Raw genomic sequence first — 17,377 nt, 5'->3', positions numbered from 1 at the left:
GCAGGGGCATGACCACCGACTCGCAGGACGCCACCGCCAAGGTCGCCGGGCTCATCAAGGGCCAGAGGTTCGGCTTCCTCACCACGACCATGCCCGACGGGCGGCTGACCAGCCGGCCCATGGCGCTGCAGGAGGTCGAGTTCGACGGCGACCTCTGGTTCTTCGCCGAGCACGACGCCCCCTGGCTCGCGCACGTCCGGGCCTCGCCGCAGGTCAACGTCGGCATCGGCTCGGGCGGCACCTGGGTCTCGCTGACCGGGACCGCGCGCGTCGTCGACGACGTCGCGAAGAAGAAGGAGCTGTGGAACAGCGGCGTCGAGGCCTGGCTGCCGCAGGGGCCCGAGGACCCCTCCGTCGTCCTGGTGGAGGTCGACGGCGACACCGCCGAGTACTGGGACAGCCCCGGCAACCGACTGGCGACGGCGCTGAGCTTCGTCAAGGCCAAGACCACCGGCTCGCAGCCCGACACCGGGGAGAAGGACGTCGTCGACCTCCCCTGACGAAGGACCCCCCTCGCCCCCGGCCCACGCTCCGCGCGGGCCGGGGCCCTGCGAGGGGGCCAGGGGCACCCAGCCGACTCCCAGGCAGGTCACCGGGCCCGGTCAGGGACGGCGGTCAGCCTGGGGGCACGTCCTCCCGGAGGTGCCCCGTGCTCACGCTCGCCCTGCTCGTCGCCCTGTTCCTGACCATGACCCTGGCCGACCTCGCGCCCGGCCTGCTCCCCGACGGGCCCGGACCCGCCGGGGTGGCACCGATCCGCTGAGCCCTCAGCCCAGCCGCAGGCCGGCCAGCGGCGACTCGTCGCACGCCTTCGCCGGGATGGCCGGCATGCCGAGCAGCGTCGGCTGGCCGCGCACCGGGCCGGTGTGCGAGTGGTCGAGGTGGCTGCGCGGCGCGACGAGGTCGGCGTCGCGGGCGGCCAGCGCGGTCTCGCCGTAACCCTGGACGCACTCGGGGTCGGGGCCGTCCAGCGGAAGGCCGGTGAAGAACTTGGCCGCCATGCAGCCGCCCCGGCAGGCGTCGAAGTGCGCGCACTTGGTGCAGGCGCCGCCGGTCTGCGGGCTGCGCAGCTCCTGGAACAGGTCGCTCTGCTGCCAGACGCGCTGGAAGCCGCCCTCGCCGCGCACGTTGCCGGCGAGGAACTGCTCGTGGATGGCGAACGGGCAGGCGTAGACGTCGCCGACCGGGTCGATCAGGCAGACCACCCGCCCGGCGCCGCACAGGTTCAGCCCGGGCAGGGCCTCGCCGTAGGCGGACAGGTGGAAGAACGAGTCGCCGGTGAGCACCCGGTCGCCGTTGGCCAGAAGCCAGGCGTAGAGCTCGCGCTGCTGGGCCTGGGTGGGGTGCAGCTGGTCCCAGACGTCGGCGCCGCGGCCGGAGGGGCGCAGCCGGGTGATCCGCAGCTGGGCGCCGTAGCGGTCGGTGAGCGCCTTGAAGTCGTCGAGCTGGGAGACGTTCTCCCGGGTCACGACGACGGAGACCTTGAAGTCCTGCATCCCGGCCTCGGCCAGGTTCTCCAGGGCCTTGACGGCGGTGGCGAACGAGCCGGTGCCGCGGACCCGGTCGTTGACCTCGGCGGTGGCGCCGTCGAGGGAGATCTGCACGTCGACGTAGTCGGTGGCCGCCAGCTGCCGCGCGCGCTCGGCGTCGAGCTTCACGCCGTTGGTGGAGAACTTGACCCCCACGTCGTGGCCGATGGCGTAGTCGAGCAGGTGCCAGAAGTCCGGCCGCACGGTCGGCTCGCCGCCGCCGACGTTGACGTAGAAGACCTGCATCCGCTGCAGCTCGTCGATGACGCCCTCGGCCTCGGCGGTGGTCAGCTCGCGGGGGTCGCGCCGGCCCGACGAGGACAGGCAGTGCACGCACGCCAGGTTGCAGGCGTAGGTGAGCTCCCAGGTCAGGCAGATCGGGGCGTCGAGGCCGTACTCGAACTGGTCGACCAGGCGCCCACCGGTGGGCCGCTGGGGGACGACGGCGGTCATGCGCGCACCTCGATCATCTGGGAGCGGGCGAGGTCGGCGAGCGCCCTCACGTAGGCGGGCCGCTGGGCCTCGGGGACGCCGCACGCGACGAGGGTGGCGTCGGCGCTGGGGTGGTCGGCGAGGGTCTCGACGACGCTGACCAGCGTCTTCGACTTGAGGAACGACAGCTTCCGGTTGCCGAAGTGGTAGACGAGCGCCCCAAACGGCTCCGGCCGCAGCGCCACCGACCGGGCGCGCCGCCAGGGTCGGGCCGGGTCGAAGACGTCCGCGGCCGGAGCGGCAGGGGTCACGGGACCGGTCGGCTCAGTAGACGCCGCACATGCCGTCGATGGAGACCTCCTCGACGAGGGACTCCTCGACCAGCGCCTCCTCGGCCGCAGCGGTCGCGACCGCGTCCTGGGTCTCGGTCTGGGCGGTCGTCTCGGGCATGCGGGGCCTCCGGAGAGCGGCGGGACGGGTTGCGGGGGACGTTAGAGACACCGGGTGCCACCGGCAAGCGAGGGGGGTGGCCGCCGCCCGGCGAGGGGCTGACCGGCGCGGCCGGGTGGGACAGGATGGGCGCGTGAGCCCGCCGACGATCACCGCCGTCCCGCCGGCCGTGGGCGACGGCCTCGCCACCACCCGCGCCCGGATCGAGCGCGCGGCCCTCGAGCTGTTCACCGCCGAGGGCTTCGAGCAGGTCACCATCGAGGAGATCGCCGCCGCCGCGGGCACCAGCCGGCGCACGTTCTTCCGGCACGTGGGCGGTAAGGCCGACGCCGTGTGGGGGGACTTCGCCGGGCACGTGTCCCGGCTGGCCGCGCTGCTGGACGCCGCCGGTGACGACGTCCCGGTGCTGCCCGCCGTGTTCGGCGCCTACGTCGAGGTCAACGACTACGCCGAGGCCGACCTGCCGGTGCTGCGCCAGCGGATGCGGCTGATCCTCACCGAGCCGGCGCTGCTGGCGCACTCGCAGCTGCGCTACGCCGAGGTCGACGACGTGGTGGCGCGCTACGTCGCCCGCCGCCGCGGCCAGGACCCCGCCGACCTGCTCCCCCGCCTGGTCGCCACCGCCACCCGCGCGGCCGCGACCACCGCGTTCGAGGTGTGGCTGACCGGCGGCAACGGCTCGCTGGCCGAGGCGCTGCGGACGGCGTTCGCCCAGCTCGCGGAGGGCTTCCCCGACCTGCGCTAGAGCGCGGCGCGCAGGCCCTCGAGCAGGCGGTCGACGTCGTCGTCGTCGCTGTAGGGCGCGAGCCCGACACGCAGCCCGCCGGCGTCGCCGAGCCCCAGCCGGCGGGAGGCCTCGATCGCGTAGAAGTTGCCGGCCGGGGCGTTGACCCGCCGCTCGGCCAGCGCGCGCGAGACCTCGGCGGCGGGCCGGTCGGCGAAGGTGAGCAGCAGGGTCGGCGTCCGGTGCCGGGCGCGGGACCACAGCGTGACGCCGGACAGCTCCGCGAGCCCCTCCTCGATCCGCTCGCGCAGCCGGTCCTCGTGCGTCTCGACGGCGGCCATCCCGGCGGTCAGCCGGGCGCGCCGGGCGCCCTCCGGGCCGCCGAGGGCGGCGAGGTAGTCGACGGCCGCGGTGGTCCCGGCCAGCAGCTCGTAGGGCAGCGTGCCGAGTTCGAACCGCTCCGGGACGGCGTCGGTCGAGGGCAGCAGCTTGTCCGGGTGCAGCGTCTCCAGCAGCGCCGGCGCGGCGGTGACGCAGCCCAGGTGCGGGCCGAGGAACTTGTACGGCGAGCAGGCGTAGAGGTCGGCCCCGAGCGCGGCGACGTCGACCGGCGCGTGCGCGGTGAGGTGCACGCCGTCGACGTAGGTGAGCGCCCCGGCGTCGTGGGCCAGCGCGGTGAGCGCCGCGACGTCGGGGCGGGTGCCGATGAGGTTCGAGGCGCCGGTGACCGCGACCAGGCGGGTGCGGTCCGACAGCACCGCGCGCAGCGCGTCGGCGGTCAGCTCGCCGGTGTCCGGGTCGAGATCGGCCCAGCGGACGGTGGCCCCGCGGGCGGCGGCGGCCTGCACCCACGGCCGCACGTTGGCGTCGTGGTCCAGGCGGGTGACGACGACCTCGTCGCCGGGGCCCCAGGCGGCGGCCAGCGTGCGGGACAGGTCGTAGGTCAGCTGGGTCATCGAGCGGCCGAAGACGACGCCGCCCGGGTCCCCGCCGACGAGGTCCGCGACGGCGGCGCGGGCGGCCAGGACGACGTCGTCGGCGTTGCGCTCGGCCTCGGTCAGCCGGCCGCGGTTGGCGATCGGGGACCCGAGCGTGGCGGCCACCGCGTGCGCGACCTGGCGCGGCACCTGGGAGCCGCCCGGCCCGTCGAAGTGGGCGGCCCCGGCGCGCAGGGCCGGGAAGTCCGCACGGACGGCGGCGACGTCGTAGCTCGTGTGCACGGGGGCAGCATGCCCGGCGGCCCGGCCCCGCCCGTGCACACTCCCGGGCGTGGACTCCCTGACGCACTCCGACTCGATCGTCGTCGCCGCCTCCCCGGAGGAGGTGTACGACCTGGTCAGCGACGTGACCCGCACCGGCGAGTGGAGCCCGATCTGCGCCGCCTGCTGGTGGGACGAGGGCGCCGGCGGGCGGGTCGGCGACTGGTTCACCGGCCGCAACGTCACGCCCGAGCGCACCTGGGAGACGCGCAGCCAGGTGGTGGCGGCCGACCGCGGCCGGGAGTTCGCGTGGCTCGTCAGCGGGCGGCTGGTCCGGTGGGGCTACCTCCTCGAGCCGGTCGAGGGCGGCACCCGGCTGACCGAGACGTGGGAGTTCCTGCCCGCCGGCCTGGAGTTCTTCGCCGAGCGCTACGGCGAGGACGCGCCGCGGCAGATCGAGCAGCGCACGCGCGCGGCACACGAGGGCATCCCGGCGACGCTGGCCGCGATCAAGCGCATCGCCGAGTCCTGAGGTCCGTGCACCACCGCGGAGGTGCCCGGGGCACCTCCGCGGTGGTGCTCAGCGACCCGTCCGGGTCTCAGTCCCGGCAGAGCGACGTGCCGTACCGGCAGGCCACGACGTCCGGCGTGTCCACGGGACGGCCGGCGTCGACGGCGTGCGCCAGCCGGACGAAGCCCGCATGGCTCCAGGACAGCGGCGTCGCGGAGAAGGTCGGCTCCCCCGGCACGAAGTCGGTCCCCTCCGCCGACGGCGGCTGGTCGTCCCACACCTGCTCGGCGAGGAAGAAGGACTCGTCGTCGGCCGAGCGGGCCATGGTGTCCAGCCGCTCCTGGGCGGTCGCGGCGACGTCGCCGCCGAGGGCCAGCTCGTACTCGCCCCGCTCGCCGGTGAGCAGCGGCCAGCCGCGGCCGATCGTCTCCCGCGAGCCCGGGTCCACCGGCTCCCACTGGGTGCCGTCGGCCTTCTCCCCGTACCCGTCGAAGCTCGACCGGTGCCAGAACCGGCCGTTGGCCGTGTCGTAGGCCAGCTGCTCGTCGATCAGCCGCAGGGTGTTGGTCACGACGGGGTCGTCGGCCGGCACGATGCCGAGCCGGACCAGGTCGAGGAAGCTCGGGTCGAGCACCTCCCGCTGGTCGACCAGCGGGCCGCCGTCGGCGATCTGGATCTGCGTACCGGCGTCGGCGTCCCCGTCGGCGGTGATGCGGAGGTAGTACGGCTCCGGCGACAGCGGGCCGGTGGTCGTCACCGTCCACTCCGCGAGACCGGCTCGCCACTCGTCGGCCGTGGCCAGGTACGTGTCCGCACGGGCGTCGTCACCGTTGGCGCGGGCGATCTCTGCCGCGGTCACCAGGCCGGCGACCTCGGCCGCGATGGTGTTCGGCGACCACCCGCTCAGGTTCTCCCACCGTTCCTGCTCCGTCTCCGGCCCCTCGGCCACGATGAAGTCCGCCGAGAGCCGCACCCGCTCCCAGTCCTCCGGCCCCGTCCGGCCGAGCTGCCAGGCGAGCACGATCGGCAGAGCGACCTCGTCCATCTGCAGCCCGCCGAAGACCGCCTCCCCGTCGAGGCGCGCGTTCTGCGGGAACGACCCGTCGGGACGCTGCTGCACCGTCCACAGGTGGTCCAGTGCGCGCTCGGCGGCCGCCTCGTCGCCCATCGCGATCAGGGCGGTCGCGTGCTGGTACAGATCGCGCGACCAGACCTCGTGGTAGACGGGGAAGTGCTGCAGCTCGTTCGCCCAGGCCCATGGCTTGCCCGGAGAGGCGATGAACCCGCCGCGGAACGTCTTGTCCTCGCTGGCCGCGACGACCATGGCGGACACGTCGTACTCCGTGCGCCACCGCTCGGCGCTGGCCGGCACGGGCGCCAGGCCGTCGAGGTAGTCGTGCCAGCCCTCGGTGTAGGCCGCCAGGGCGTCGTCGAAGCCCCGCTCCAGCGCCCGGTCGGCGGCCTGCGCGGCGTCGTCCTCCGTCGTCCCGAAGCCGAGGGACAGGGTGAGTCGCTGCCCGCCGCCGGTGCCGGTGAGGCCGGTGCGGCCGATCTGCACCACGTTGCCGGGGGTCGGCGCGTCCCACCTGTCGTCGAGGACGAAGTCGTTCCGCAGGTCCGCCCAGCCGTCGCTGCGCTCGAGGTAGCCGCTGGAGGTGTCGCTGAGGCCGCCCGAGACGGTGACGGCGCTGCTCAGCGCACCGTCGGTCGCCAGCAGCCGTCCGTCGGCGGAGCGCCCGGTGTCGTCGTTGGCGTTGAGTCCCAGGCCCACGTCGTGGAGCAGGTAGAGCTGGTACGGCTGCCCGTCGAGGGACTCGAAGCGCACGTCGACGAGCACCGCGGACCGGTCGGGGTCGGTGGTGTAGGTCTTGGTGATGCGGTAGCGGCCGCTCTGCGCGGTGTTGACCTGCCGGTAGACCAGGGCCCGCGGGTCGACCAGCTCGACGACGGAGTCGGTGGCCTCGTCCTCCCGCTCGGCGAAGGTGGCGCCGTCAGTGACGACGAACTGGGTGTCCCGGGAGCTCGGCGTGTCGATCCGCGGGGCGTAAACCTCGCTGAGCGTGCCGTCGTTGAGCGTGTACCAGACCGTGCTGTCGAGGGCGCCGATCGCCGTCCCGAAGCCGTCCTTGTCACCCGGCGACCAGGTCGCCGCCTCCCCGGGGTACCCGGGCGCCGCGTCCGCCGCCTGCGCCGAGGCGGGGACCACCGCCCCGAGGACGAGGACGCCGGCGACGACGGCACCGCCGACGACCGGCCGCCTCCCGGACCCCCTCGGCCGCGTCGCTCCGCGGGGGCGCCTGCGGCGCGGCGGGGTGTGGGGCAGGGCGTACGGGCTCACGGGCTGTCCTCCGTCCCGGGCCCGGCAGGGCGCGGTCACGGGGTCACCGCGGGCGGCCGGGCACGACCGACCCCCGTCCGGCCGTCGTCGTGAGATGTGCACCACACCGTAGGAGAGCCGGGAGGCCTCGGCCACCGGCCGGACGGACGCGCACGTCCGCGGAGACGCCCGGGGCGCCTCCGCGGACGTGCGCGTCCGGGTCAGCGGCCGAGGATGCCGCCGATCGCGCCGCCGAGGCCGCCGCCCTGGCCGCCACCGCCGCTGATCATCTTGATGAGGTCGCCCGGGTCCAGCCCGAGCTTCTGCAGGATCCCGGCGTGCTGGTCGGTGTCGACCTGGCCGGGGAGCTCCTGGTCGGCCTGCTGCGCCTTGGCGTCGTCGCCCTGGGAGCGCAGCAGCTGGAGGATCTGGTCCTTGTCGATCTGCATGACGTCCCGCTACCCACTCACCCCGCGGCTCGCACCACCCGGTCGGGCCGGACGACGGCGAAGCGGGCCCGCCCCGCCCGCAGCCAGGCGGTGAGCGTGCCGTCGACGTCGTCCACCTCGGTGCGCCGGCCGGCCGCGGTGACCGCCACGCGCCCCGGCGCCGCCAGCGCCACCACCGCGGTGCCGGGACCGAGGACGTCGTCGAGCCGGCACTCCCGCCCGCCGGCGCGGACGCGGGCCCGCGGCACGAGGGTCCCGGCCAGCCGCCGTCCGGCCGGGCCGCGCCGGTCGACCAGCGGGCCGGGGCGCAGCGCGGGCGTGCGGCTGTCGGTGGCGTAGGCGGCCAGCGCCGGCACGCCCGCGACCGCGGCGAGCACCGCCCGGCGGACCGGCACCGCGCCCGCTCCCCCGCCGGTCATCAGCCGCCCGACCAGTGCCGCGAGCCGGACCAGCGCCCGGGCGTGCGGCTCCCGCTCGGCGCGGTGGGTGTCGAGCAGCTCCTCGCCGGCGGCGCCGGTGACGACGGCGGCGACCTTCCAGGCCAGCTGGTGGGCGTCGCGCAGGCCCAGCCCGAGGCCCTGGCCGACGAACGGCGGGGTGAGGTGGGCGGCGTCCCCCGCCAGCAGCACCCGGCCGCGGTGCCAGCGGTCGGCGACCTGCGCCCGGTAGACGTACTCGGCCGCGCGGACCACCTCGGCGTCCTGCGCCCCGAACGGCGCGAGCAGGGCCGGCAGCGCGGCGCCGGTGAGGTCCGCGGCCGTCTCGTCTGGCCGCAGCCGCGCCTCGAAGCGGTAGCGGTCCCCGCTGACCGGCATGAACGTCGCCGCGCGGTCCGGGTCGCACACCTGGTGCACGCCCGGCCACACCGGCAGCGGCGCCCGCGCGCGCAGGTCCACGACCAGCCAGCGGTCGGGCCGGCCGAGGTCGCGCATCCGCGCGCCCACCAGGCCCCGGACGGTGCTGTTCGCCCCGTCGCACCCGAGCACGGCCGAGGCGACGACGTCCCGGCGGCGCCCCGTGGCGCGTTCGAGGACGGTCACCGTGACGGAGCGGTCCGCCTCCGCGAGCCCGACGACCTCCTCGCCCCCTCGCAGCTCGACCCCCGGGGCGTCGCGCACCGCGGCGCGCAGCAGCCGCTCCAGGTCGGGCTGGTGGAACATCGACGCCTGCGGCCAGCCGTGCCGCCCGGCGTCCCCGGCGCGGCGGAACTCGGCGAGCGTGCGGTGCCGCGCGTCGAGCAGCCGCAGCCCCGCCATCGGCCGGCTGACCTCGAGGAACGCCTCGACGACGCCGGCGTCGGCCAGCACCCGCAGCGCCTCGTCGTCGAGGTGCACCGCCCGCGGCAGCCCGTAGGGGCGGGGCTGGCGGTCGAGCAGCAGCACCGGCAGGCCGCGCCGGGCGAGCAGCAGCGCGGCGGTCGTGCCCACCGGCCCGGCGCCGACCACCACGACAGGCGGGCTGACCGGCTGCGACGACACGCCGCCCAGTGTCGCCGACCGCCCCGGGTCCGGGCTGGCACAGTGGCCCGGCGATGGCCACGACAGACGCCCCCGCGCCGCCGGCCGGGTGGCGCCGGTACGGCCGGACGCGCGGCGACCGCTGGCGCACCCTGGCCGGCGGGCTGGGGCAGACGCTGGTCACCGCGGGCGTCGTGCTGCTGCTGTTCGTGGTCTACGAGCTGTGGGTGACCGACCTGTTCTCCGCGCGCGACCAGGACCGGCTCTCCGACCGGCTGCAGACCGAGTGGTCCGCGCAGCCGCCCGCCTCCGGGGTGCCCACCGTCCCCGCGGGGGTGCCGGTGGGCGAGCCGTTCGCGGTGCTGCACGTCCCGCGGCTGGGCGAGGGCTGGTCGCGCGTCGTCCTCGAGGGCACCGGCGAGGACCAGCTGTCCCAGGGCCCCGGCCACTACGCCGGGACGGCGATGCCCGGGGCGCCGGGCAACGTCGCGCTCGCCGGGCACCGGGTGGGCCGGGGCTCCCCGTTCCTGGACCTGGACCGGCTGCGGCCGGGCGACCCGATCGTCGTCGAGGTGGCCGACGGGTGGTTCACCTACCGCGTGCTCGGCGACCCGGCGCAGGACCCCAACGGCGTCCCCGGACAGCAGATCGTGACGCCGGCCGACATCGACGTCATCGCCCCGGTCCCCGGGGGCGCCGCGGACGCCGCGCCCGCCGGCTCCTACCTGACGATCACCACCTGCCACCCGCGGTACTCGGCGCGGCAGCGGCTGGTCGTGCACGCCGTCCTCGACGGCCCGGGCGTCACCCGGGCGGACGCACCCGACGGGCCGCCGGCCCTGACCGAGGGCTGAGGAGGACCCGTGTACCGCTGGATCTGGCGGCACCTGCCCGGCGGGACGGCGACCCGCTCGGCGCTGTCCCTGCTGCTCGCGCTGGCCGCGGCGGCGCTGCTGCTGTTCGTCGTCTTCCCCTGGGTGGAGCCGCACCTGCCGTTCACCGCGGTGACCGTCGACCCCGGGCGCTGAACCGGACGTTGCAGTCCGTTGCGCACTCTTGACGGCACCCGGTGCCGCGGTGAGTCTGTGGCCCGGCGCACACTCCAGCGGGGTGTGCCCACCAGGCTGCCCGCCGACGAGGGCGGGCCGGACCGAGAGGACACCGGGTGAAGACCAAGGGCGCGATCCTGTGGGGCGTCGGCGAGGAGTGGTCGATCGAGGAGATCGAGCTGGGTGACCCGAAGGAGGGCGAGGTCCAGGTCCAGCTGGCCGCCTCCGGGCTGTGCCACAGCGACGAGCACCTCGTCACCGGCGGCACCCCGGTCGCCTTCTACCCGGTCATCGGCGGGCACGAGGGCTCCGGCGTCGTCACGAAGGTCGGCCCCGGCGTCACCGGGCTGCAGGAGGGCGACCACGTCGTCACCGCCTTCATCCCCGCCTGCGGCCAGTGCCCGCCGTGTTCCAAGGGCATGCAGAACCTCTGCGACCTCGGCGCGAACCTGCTGGCCGGCACCTCGATCTCCGACGGCAGCTACCGCGTCCAGGCGCGCGGCCAGGACGTCATCCCGATGTGCCTGCTCGGCACGTTCTCCCCTTACATCACCGTGCACCAGGCGTCGGTCGTGAAGATCGAGCCCGACATCCCGCTGGAGATCGCCGCGCTGGTCGGCTGCGGCGTCACCACCGGCTGGGGGTCGGCCACCAAGGTCGCCGACGTGCGACCGGGCGAGAACGTCGTCGTCATGGGCGCCGGCGGCGTCGGCATGAACGCCGTGCAGGGCGCGGCGGCGGCCGGCGCGAAGCGGGTCATGGTCATCGAGCCGGTGGCGAAGAAGCGCGAGTGGGCGATGGACCTCGGCGCGACGCACGTGTTCGAGTCGGCCGAGGAGGCCACCGAGAAGGTCAACGAGCTGACCTGGGGCCGGATGGCGGACAAGACGATCATCACGGTCGGCGACATCCAGGGCGAGGACGTCCAGACCGCGCTCAGCCTCACCGGCAAGGGCGGCCGCGCCGTCGTCACCGGCATGGGCAACGCCGCCAACACCGACGTCAAGCTCAGCCTGTTCGAGCTCACCCTGCTGCAGAAGGACCTGCAGGGCGCCATCTTCGGCGGCCTGGCCCCGCGGGCGGCGATCCCCGAGCTGCTCGGCCTCTACCAGGAGGGCCAGCTCAAGCTCGACGAGCTCGCCACCACGAAGTACAAGCTCGAGGACATCAACCAGGGCTACCAGGACATGCGCGACGGCAAGAACATCCGCGGGATGGTCGTCTACGGCGACTCCGACCGCTGACCCCGTCCCCGTGCCCGCCGGCGTCCCCGGCGGGCACGGGGAGCGGCTCAGCCGCCCAGCTCCGGGAAGTCGGTGTCCGCCCAGTCGGTGCCGGTGCCCCGCGGCGCCGCCCGCTCCTCGCGCTGCCGCAGCTCGACCCGGCGGATCTTGCCCGAGATCGTCTTGGGCAGCTCCGCGAACTCCACCCGCCGCACCCGCAGGTAGGGCGCCAGCCGCTCACGCGCGTGCCGCAGCACCGCCAGCGCCGTCTCCGGCCCGGGCTCCCAGCCCGGGGCGAGGGTCACGTAGGCCTTGGGCACCGCCAGCCGCACCGGGTCCGGCACCGGGACGACGGCGGCCTCCACCACCGCCGGGTGCTCGATGAGCACGCTCTCCAGCTCGAACGGGCTGATCTTGTAGTCGCTGGCCTTGAAGACGTCGTCGGTGCGCCCGACGTAGGTGACGTAGCCGTCCGCGTCCCGGGTCGCGACGTCGCCGGTGTGGTAGTACCCGCCGGCCATCGCCTCGGCCGCCCGCTCGGGGTCACCCTGGTAGCCGGTCATCAGGCCGGTCGGCCGCTGCGCGAGGTCCAGGCAGATCTCGCCCTCCTCCCCCTGCTCCCCGGTGACCGGGTCGACCAGCACCACGGGCACGCCGGGCAGCGGCCGGCCCATCGAGCCCGGCCGCACCTCCGCGCCCGGCGGGTTGCCCACCGATGCCGTCGTCTCGGTCTGGCCGTAGCCGTCGCGCAGGGTCAGCCCCCAGTGCCGCCGGACCTGCTCGATGACCTCGGGGTTGAGCGGCTCGCCGGCGGCCAGCACCTCGCGCAGCTGCCCCGGGCCGCCGGACAGGTCGGCCTGGATGAGCATCCGCCAGACCGTGGGCGGGGCGCAGAAGGTGGTGATGCCGGCGTCGCGGATCCGGCCGAGCAGCACCGCGGGGTCGAAGCGGCGGTAGTCGAGCAGGTGGACGGTCGCCTCGGCGGCCCACGGCGCGAAGAAGCAGCTCCAGGCGTGCTTGGCCCAGCCGGGGGAGCTGATGTTGAGGTGCCGGTCACCGGGCTGCAGGCCCTGCCAGTACATCGTCGACAGGTGCCCGACCGGGTAGCTGACCTGCGTGTGCTCGACCAGCTTGGGCCGGCTGGTGGTGCCGCTGGTGAAGTACAGGAGCAGCGGGTCGCCGGGCGCGGTGCCGGGATGGCCCAGCGGGCGGTCCGGCGCGCCGGCCGAGTCCGCGTAGGGCGCCCAGCCGGCGGGCTCCCCGCCGACGGCGATCCGGCCGTAGTCGCCGGGGACGGCGTCGAACTTCGCCGCCTCGGCGGCGTCGGCGACCACGTGGCGGGCGCCGGTGCGGCCGATGCGGTCGGCGAGGTCGGCGGGCGGCAGGGCCGTCGTCGTCGGCATGATGACGGCGCCGAGCTTCATGACGGCGAGCATCGACTCCCACAGCTCGACCCGGTTGCCGAGCATGAGGACGACGCGGTCGCCGCGCTGCACGCCCCGCTCGCGCAGCCAGGCCGCCACCTGGTCGGAGCGGCGGGCGAGCGCGTCGAAGGACCAGCTGCCCTCCGTGCCGTCCTCCTGGGCGATCACCAGCCCGGGCCGCTCGACGCCCCGGGCGATCTCGTCGAACCAGTCGACCGCCCAGTTGAACGGCCCGTCGAACACCGGCCAGCGGAACTCCTGCGCGGCCTTGACGGGGTCCCCTCGCAGCTCGAGCAGCTGGTCGCGGGCGGCACGGTAGGCGGCGGTGGCGGTGCCGGGCATCGGCGCTCCTCGTCGTCGGGACTCCTCCCCGCATCGTCGGCGCGGAAAGGCGGGTCGGCCACCCCCGATCGCGCCGGGCGTTGCCCGGGGTTGCAGCGGAACGGGACCAGCTCCCTGACCTGCGCGGTGGGAGGAGGTGCGGGTGGTGCGCGCCGACCTGCGCCTGGTCACCCAGGAGACCGGCGACGCCGCGCTGCGCGACCGGCTGCCGGCCGCCTGCACCCGCCTGGCGGCCCTGGGCACGGCGGACGGCGCGGCGCCGGCCGTCCGGCTGTCGGGCCGCGAGGTCGACGTCCTGACCCAGGTGGCGCTGGGCTGCAGCAACCGGGAGGTCGCCGCACGGCTGTCGCTGCGCCCGGAGACGGTGAAGAGCTACCTGGGCTCGGCGATGACCAAGCTCGACGCGCACACCCGCCTGGAGGCCGTCTCCCGCGCCCGGAGGCTCGGCCTCGTCCCGTAGGCCCCGCCCGCGCGTTGATCATCGGCCTGTTGCCGCCGACACGCGCCGACACGCCGCCGCGAGCGGCAACGAGACGATGATCATCGGCTGCGTGCGCGCGACAGGGGCGGACACGCCGGTCGGCCGCGCACGCGTCCGCTGATCGACTCCGGGGTCAGCCCAGCAGGCGGGTGAGGGCGGGGCCGAGGTCGCGGACGGTGCGCACCATCTGCGCCGTCCCCGCGCCCCGTGCGGCCAGCGAGCGCGCCGCCGTCTCGGCCTCGGGCGTGGGCAGCGGGCAGAGCACGTGCAGCCGGTCGATGCCGGCGAGCGCGGTCTCGGGCGGGTCGCCGGTGGTGTGGAGGCAGTCCGACAGCAGCACGACCACGCGCTCGTCGGCGACCTCCTCGGCCAGCTGCAGCCGGGCGGCCCGGAGCGCGCCGGCGACGTCGGTCATCCCGTGCCCGCGCAGGCCGAGCAGGTGGGTGACGACGTCCTCCGCCGCCCGCCGCTGCCCCTGGCGCTGCACGACGTCGACGTCCCGGCCGAAGGTGATCAGGCTGGTGCGCAGCCGCTCGTCGCCGGTGAGGACGACGCCGGCCGCCGCCACCGCCGCGATCGCCACCCCGAGCCCGGTCATCGAGCCGGAGGTGTCGACGGCGAGGCACACCGCGCGCCGGTGCCCGGTCCACCGCCGCGTGACCAGGTCGCCGGCCTGCAGCGGCGTCCCGACGTCCCACCGGTCGAGCGTGCGGTCGAGGTCCAGGTCGCCGTCGCCGTGCCGGTCGGGCACCAGCCGCCGGGTGCCGCGAGTGCGCGACCGGCCCACCCGGCCGACCTGCACGAACACCCGCCCGGCCAGGCGCCGGGCGGCGGCGCGCAGCTCGCGGTCGGTGGCCGCGGCCAGGTCGGTGAGCAGCGCGGCCGCGGCGTCGGCGTCCTGGGCCATCAGCTCGGCGAAGGCCTCCTCGTCGAGCTCGCCGACCTCCGGGCTGACCTCCTCGAACGCGTCGTGGCGGGCGGCCATCTCGCGGCGGCTGGTCTGCCGGCGGCCGTTCCCGCCGCGGCGGTCGCGGCGGGGGGAGGAGGGTTCAGGGCCCGCCGGCGACTCCGGCGGGCCTCCTGCTTTTCCCTCGCCACCCCCCTCGGCGGGAGCGGGGGGCTCCTCCTCGTCCGGAGGTGGTGGCCCGTCCGGTGGCCAGGCGTCGTCGAGGATCTCGTCGATGACCGCCTCGGGCGTGCGCTCGACACCCTCGGCGACCCGGATCCGGCCCGACAGCGCGGCGTGCGCGGCGTCGCGGGCGGTCTCGCGGGCGCCGTCGGCACCCAGGCCGGACTGCCCGCGCACCTCCAGCAGGCCGCCGAGCAGCAGCACCAGGTCGGTGGCGCCGCGCACCGACGAACCCATCCGGACGTCGCGGTGCTCGCGCGAGGCCCGCACCAGCCGGACGGCGAGCCCGATGAGCGGCGGCGGCGCGCCCGTCACCGCGGCGACGATGGCCCGCTCGGAGGCGGCGTCCTGGTAGCCGAGGACGACGCGGCACATGCGGTCGGCGATCGCCTGCCCGACGCGGGCGGTGCCGATCGCGTCGAACGGGTTCATCGCCGCGATCAGCCGGAAGCCCGCGGCCGCCCGCACGTGCCCGAGCCGCGGCACGGTGATCTCGCCCTCGGTGAGCACCGTGATGAGGACGTTGAGCGTCTCCTCGGGGATCCGGTTGAGCTCCTCGAGGTAGAGCAGCCCGTGCCCGCGCATCGCCGTCAGCAGCGGCCCGTCGGTGAAGCTGCCGGGCACGTAGCCCTCGGCCAGGACGGCGGCCGGGTCGTACTGGCCGATCAGCCGGGCCGGCGTCAGCTCGGCGTTGCCCTCGACGAACACGACCTCCTGGCCGGTCTCCGCCGCGATCGAGCGGAGCAGCGTCGACTTGCCGGTGCCCGGCGGTCCCTCGAGGACGACGTGCCGGTTGGTGCGCAGCGCGACCGTGAGCACCTCGCGCTCCCGGCGCAGCCCGATGACCGGGTGCGGCACGGTCGGCGTCACGCGGTCCCCTCCCTGGTCGACGGGGTCTGCACACCCGGGGCGCTCATGGCCCCGAGTGTGCAGACCCCGCTGCGGACGGTGGTGACCGGGGCCACTCAGGCCGGCGTCTCCTCCAGCGGCGGGGTGTCGAAGAGGATCACGCCGCGGGTGCTCTTGCCGTCGACGAGGTCCTGGTGGCCCTCGTCGACCTCCTCGAGCGTGTAGGTCTGGGCGACCAGCTCGTCGAGCTCGAGGTCCCCGGACCGGTGGAGCTCGACCATCTCCGGGACGTCGTGGAACGGGTCGCCCGAGCCGGACAGGCTGCCCTTCACCGGCTTCTCGAACAGGATGAGCAGCGAGCTGTCGAGCTCGACGGTGGTCGTCGTCGGGTCGGCCGGCCCGGTGATGACCGCCGTGCCGCCCTTGCGGATCACGTTCACCGCGTCCGCGACCACCTCCGCGTCGACGACGCCGACGGTGATGATCGCCTTGTCCGCCCCGACGCCGCAGGTGAGCTCCTGGACCAGCTCGTGCGCCCTGCACGCTGTCGATGCCGAGGCCGCCGATCCCGTAGACGACGATCGTGTCGCCGGCCTCGGTGGCCGCCGCGTGCACCGCCGAGCCCCAGCCGGTCGGGACGCCGCAGCCGATGAGCACGACCTCGTCCAGCGGCAGGTCCGGGTCGACCTCCACCGCGGAGTTCTCGCTGATGACGGCGCGCTCGGAGAACGTGCCGAGCATGCACGTGCCGCCGAGGTCGTTCCCGTTGTCGTCGTGGAAGCGGTGGGTGCCGTCGGGCAGCTGCCCGTCGAGGATGGTCGCGCCCTGGTCGCAGGGGTTGGACCTCCCCGTCGAGCACCAGCGGCAGTGGCCGCAGACCGGCAGGAACGAGCAGATGACGTGGTCGCCGGGCTGCAGCCGGGTGACACCGGGGCCGACCTCCTCGGTGACGCCGGCGCCCTCGTGGCCGCCGACGACCGGGAACCGCGGCACGACGTCGCCGTGCCACAGGTGCTCGTCGGAGTGGCACAGCCCGGCCGCGACGAAGCGGATGAGCACCTCCCCCGCCTTCGGCACGTCGAGTTCGAGGCCGGTGATCTCGAACGGCTTCCCGACGTCCCGCAGTACCGCTGCCCTGGTCCGCATCGCCCCTCCAGCCCGCGGCCGCCGGCCCTCGGCGGCCCGTCCTCGGTCCGGCCATGGTCGGAGCGGCGGTGTGACCCGGGCCACCCCCGGACGGGGGGTCCCGGTGCTCAGCCGCGGGACCGGGGCAGCACGCGGTGGGCCTGGCCGGCGCGGGCCGGGTCGAGCGGGACCACGCTGGTGAGGACGGCGGGGCCGAGCCGCAGGACGCCGTCGGTCAGCGGGGCGCAGCGGACCCCGCCGCGGCCGCGCATGCCGCGGTGCGCGCCGGGCGCGAGCACGGTGTCCAGCCAGGCGCACGGGTTGGCCGGCCGCCCGCCGCGCAGGACGACGGCGCCCTCCCCGCAGTCGAGGGCGAACACCTCGCCGCGCAGGGCCTCCACCTCGGCGCCGCGCAGGACGACGTTGCGCCGGGCGAGCAGCGGGTCCAGCGGGCCGGTGCCCAACTCGGCGGCCAGCGCCTCGACCGACTCGGCGGCGAGCACGGTGACGGCGGCGTCGCGGTGCGCGGGCCGGCCGGCGTAGCGGTCGCCGACGATGCCGTGGCCGGCGCGCACCTCCACCCGCTCGAGCCGGTCGCCGTCCTGCGGCGGGACGACGCCGCCGGGCCGCCCGTCGTACCGGTGCACCGGCGAGACGAGCAGCCCCACCACCTCGACGTCGTAGGCG

18 protein-coding genes and 1 pseudogene are annotated in these 17,377 nt (G+C 75.7%); 7 read left to right on the top strand and 12 right to left on the bottom strand.

From position 1 onward, the window contains the following. Nucleotides 1-8 precede the first annotated feature (8 nt). Entirely contained in the window at nucleotides 9-500 is a 492-nt protein-coding gene (locus ACI8AA_RS17895; RefSeq protein WP_457045738.1) for a pyridoxamine 5'-phosphate oxidase family protein, read from the top strand. A 267-nt stretch (nucleotides 501-767) separates the two neighbouring features. Here the strand turns inward: ACI8AA_RS17895 and mftC are convergent, their stop codons facing one another. From mftC to mftA, 3 genes are read right to left on the bottom strand one after another with little or no spacing between them, the layout of a single operon-like run. Next, on the bottom strand, nucleotides 768-1,982 hold the full coding sequence (mftC, locus tag ACI8AA_RS17890; RefSeq protein WP_457045737.1) for a mycofactocin radical SAM maturase: 1,215 nt from the start codon (nucleotides 1,980-1,982) through the stop codon (nucleotides 768-770). Next, entirely contained in the window at nucleotides 1,979-2,272 is a 294-nt protein-coding gene (gene mftB / locus ACI8AA_RS17885; protein WP_457045736.1) for a mycofactocin biosynthesis chaperone MftB, read from the bottom strand. Before mftB ends, mftC begins: the two co-directional genes overlap by 4 nt. A 13-nt stretch (nucleotides 2,273-2,285) precedes the next feature. Next, nucleotides 2,286-2,411 (bottom strand): mycofactocin precursor MftA, encoded by a 126-nt coding sequence (mftA, locus tag ACI8AA_RS17880; RefSeq protein ID WP_457045735.1) that lies wholly within the window; start codon nucleotides 2,409-2,411, stop codon nucleotides 2,286-2,288. A 133-nt stretch (nucleotides 2,412-2,544) separates the two neighbouring features. Here mftA and mftR point away from each other — a divergent pair, with 133 nt between their 5' ends. Then, nucleotides 2,545-3,156: a mycofactocin system transcriptional regulator gene (gene mftR, locus ACI8AA_RS17875; RefSeq protein ID WP_457045734.1), complete on the top strand. Its 612-nt coding sequence runs from the start codon at nucleotides 2,545-2,547 to the stop codon at nucleotides 3,154-3,156. Here mftR and ACI8AA_RS17870 read toward each other — a convergent pair. Further along, nucleotides 3,153-4,355, bottom strand: a complete 1,203-nt coding sequence (locus tag ACI8AA_RS17870; RefSeq protein WP_457045733.1) for a cysteine desulfurase-like protein — start codon at nucleotides 4,353-4,355, stop codon at nucleotides 3,153-3,155. The two genes, mftR and ACI8AA_RS17870, sit on opposite strands and share 4 nt — an antisense overlap. Nucleotides 4,356-4,404: 49 nt before the next feature. Here ACI8AA_RS17870 and ACI8AA_RS17865 point away from each other — a divergent pair, with 49 nt between their 5' ends. Beyond that, nucleotides 4,405-4,866, top strand: a complete 462-nt coding sequence (locus ACI8AA_RS17865; RefSeq protein WP_457045732.1) for an SRPBCC family protein — start codon at nucleotides 4,405-4,407, stop codon at nucleotides 4,864-4,866. 67 nt (nucleotides 4,867-4,933) lie between these two features. On the opposite strand, the gene ACI8AA_RS17860 is transcribed toward ACI8AA_RS17865, so the two are convergent. The 3 genes from ACI8AA_RS17860 to ACI8AA_RS17850 all read right to left on the bottom strand — a co-directional run bounded on the left by ACI8AA_RS17860 (nucleotide 4,934) and on the right by ACI8AA_RS17850 (nucleotide 9,089). Then, on the bottom strand, nucleotides 4,934-7,183 hold the full coding sequence (locus tag ACI8AA_RS17860) for a glycoside hydrolase family 15 protein (RefSeq protein ID WP_457045731.1): 2,250 nt from the start codon (nucleotides 7,181-7,183) through the stop codon (nucleotides 4,934-4,936). A 200-nt stretch (nucleotides 7,184-7,383) separates the two neighbouring features. Continuing rightward, on the bottom strand, nucleotides 7,384-7,611 hold the full coding sequence (locus ACI8AA_RS17855; RefSeq protein WP_456930107.1) for a hypothetical protein: 228 nt from the start codon (nucleotides 7,609-7,611) through the stop codon (nucleotides 7,384-7,386). A gap of 17 nt (nucleotides 7,612-7,628) precedes the next feature. Beyond that, nucleotides 7,629-9,089 carry a bifunctional 3-(3-hydroxy-phenyl)propionate/3-hydroxycinnamic acid hydroxylase gene (locus ACI8AA_RS17850; RefSeq protein ID WP_457045730.1) on the bottom strand — a complete coding sequence of 487 codons (1,461 nt, stop codon included), beginning with the start codon at nucleotides 9,087-9,089 and terminating at the stop codon, nucleotides 7,629-7,631. Nucleotides 9,090-9,142: 53 nt separating this feature from the next. Between ACI8AA_RS17850 and ACI8AA_RS17845 the strand changes: the two genes are divergently transcribed. The 3 genes from ACI8AA_RS17845 to ACI8AA_RS17835 all read left to right on the top strand — a co-directional run bounded on the left by ACI8AA_RS17845 (nucleotide 9,143) and on the right by ACI8AA_RS17835 (nucleotide 11,361). Continuing rightward, nucleotides 9,143-9,922, top strand: coding sequence for a class E sortase (locus ACI8AA_RS17845; RefSeq protein ID WP_457045729.1), 780 nt, complete (start codon nucleotides 9,143-9,145; stop codon nucleotides 9,920-9,922). A gap of 9 nt (nucleotides 9,923-9,931) precedes the next feature. Then, nucleotides 9,932-10,096, top strand: coding sequence for a hypothetical protein (locus ACI8AA_RS17840; protein ID WP_456937563.1), 165 nt, complete (start codon nucleotides 9,932-9,934; stop codon nucleotides 10,094-10,096). A gap of 137 nt (nucleotides 10,097-10,233) precedes the next feature. Next, the gene (locus tag ACI8AA_RS17835; RefSeq protein ID WP_457045728.1) at nucleotides 10,234-11,361 is read left to right on the top strand and encodes an NDMA-dependent alcohol dehydrogenase; all 1,128 of its coding nucleotides are present in this window, start codon (nucleotides 10,234-10,236) and stop codon (nucleotides 11,359-11,361) included. Between the two features lie 47 nt (nucleotides 11,362-11,408). Here the strand turns inward: ACI8AA_RS17835 and ACI8AA_RS17830 are convergent, their stop codons facing one another. Next, a complete protein-coding gene (locus ACI8AA_RS17830; RefSeq protein ID WP_457045727.1) occupies nucleotides 11,409-13,106 on the bottom strand; it encodes an AMP-binding protein in 1,698 nt (565 codons plus the stop codon). Nucleotides 13,107-13,248: 142 nt separating this feature from the next. Between ACI8AA_RS17830 and ACI8AA_RS17825 the strand changes: the two genes are divergently transcribed. Continuing rightward, nucleotides 13,249-13,566 carry a response regulator transcription factor gene (locus ACI8AA_RS17825; protein ID WP_457045726.1) on the top strand — a complete coding sequence of 106 codons (318 nt, stop codon included), beginning with the start codon at nucleotides 13,249-13,251 and terminating at the stop codon, nucleotides 13,564-13,566. Nucleotides 13,567-13,720: 154 nt separating this feature from the next. Here ACI8AA_RS17825 and ACI8AA_RS17820 read toward each other — a convergent pair whose 3' ends face one another. From ACI8AA_RS17820 to ACI8AA_RS17805, 4 genes and pseudogenes are all read right to left on the bottom strand, one after another. Beyond that, nucleotides 13,721-15,586 (bottom strand): AAA family ATPase, encoded by a 1,866-nt coding sequence (locus ACI8AA_RS17820; protein WP_457045766.1) that lies wholly within the window; start codon nucleotides 15,584-15,586, stop codon nucleotides 13,721-13,723. A gap of 95 nt (nucleotides 15,587-15,681) precedes the next feature. Then, the gene (locus ACI8AA_RS17815) at nucleotides 15,682-16,047 is read right to left on the bottom strand and encodes a hypothetical protein (RefSeq protein ID WP_457045765.1); all 366 of its coding nucleotides are present in this window, start codon (nucleotides 16,045-16,047) and stop codon (nucleotides 15,682-15,684) included. Between the two features lie 262 nt (nucleotides 16,048-16,309). Further along, a pseudogene (locus tag ACI8AA_RS17810) lies at nucleotides 16,310-16,711 on the bottom strand (alcohol dehydrogenase catalytic domain-containing protein); the annotation flags it as partial. A 107-nt stretch (nucleotides 16,712-16,818) separates the two neighbouring features. After that, on the bottom strand, nucleotides 16,819-17,361 hold the full coding sequence (locus ACI8AA_RS17805) for an MOSC domain-containing protein (protein ID WP_457045725.1): 543 nt from the start codon (nucleotides 17,359-17,361) through the stop codon (nucleotides 16,819-16,821). Nucleotides 17,362-17,377 lie beyond the last annotated feature (16 nt).

Source organism: Geodermatophilus sp. SYSU D01180 (assembly GCF_054050415.1).
Note: the sequence above shows the minus strand (reverse complement) of the source record. Positions and strands in the feature narration are given on the sequence as shown.